Here is a 1,034-nt window from a genome sequence, read left to right on the forward strand (position 1 = left end):
GTGGGTGGCGTCTCATCGGGTGAGTGCGGGAGGCGAGGTGGCCGCGGGTGGTTGATTCTCTTCAACCGGGTGATCCGCAGCGGCTGGGGGAGTACTGGCTGGCCGGGCGGTTGGGGGCCGGGGGTCAGGGGGTGGTCTACGACGCCTACGACGAGGATGGGACCCGGGTCGCGATCAAGGTTCTGCACACCTCCAACGGTGCTTCGCAGCATGTGGCCCGGATGGCCAAGGAGGTGCGGGCGGCCCAGCGGGTCGCGTCGTTCTGCACCGCGAGGATCCTTCAGGCGCACCTGGAGGGTCCCAGGCCGTACATCGTCAGTGAGTTCGTCGACGGGCTGAGTCTGGGCCGGGTGGTTCAGGGGGGTCGTCGTTTCCAGGGTGATGACCTGCATCGGCTGGCGATCGGGGTGGCGACCGCGCTGGCGGCCATCCATGAGGCCGGGGTGATCCACCGTGATCTCAAGCCCGACAACATCCTGCTCGGCCCCGACGGCCCGCGGTTGATCGACTTCGGGATCGCCCGGACCGCGGAGATGTCGTTGACTCCCACGGGGATGCCCATCGGCACGCCCCCGTACATGGCGCCGGAGATCTTCGAGGGCAGGCGTGCCGGAGCGGCGGCCGATGTCTTCTCCTGGGGGGCGATTCTGCTGTTCGCCGTCACGGGTGAGCATGCCTTCCACGCCGATTCGCTGCCCGCGGTGGCTCATCGGGTGCTCAGCACCGAGCCCGACCTCGATGTGCTCCCGGAGTCGCTGCGCGCGCTGGTCGGCGCGGCGCTGGCCAAGGACCCGCTCGCCCGGCCGACGGCTCGCGCCGTCCTGTCCGCTCTCATCGACGGTACACCGGACGCCCCCGGCGACCTGATGGCGGTGGGGAGTGCGGAGGCCGGGTCGCCGGCCCGGTGGGAGTCGATCGATCCGACCCTGGGCATGATCGCCGAGGATGCCTACGCCTCCCTCGCCCCCGAGGAACGCGACCGCGTCCCGGAGGTCTTCCTCCGCCTGGTGACGGTCGCCGACGACGGCGACCTC

1 protein-coding gene is annotated in these 1,034 nt (G+C 70.5%); it reads left to right on the plus strand.

Annotation, left to right across the window (positions count from 1 at the left end):
* Positions 1-47: 47 nt before the first annotated feature.
* On the plus strand, positions 48-1,034 hold a 987-nt coding region (locus tag IG98_RS0143895), incomplete at its 3' end, for a serine/threonine-protein kinase (protein WP_169750311.1).

The organism is Streptosporangium amethystogenes (assembly GCF_000721075.1).
GTDB classification, from domain to species: Bacteria; Actinomycetota; Actinomycetes; order Streptosporangiales; family Streptosporangiaceae; genus Streptosporangium; species Streptosporangium amethystogenes.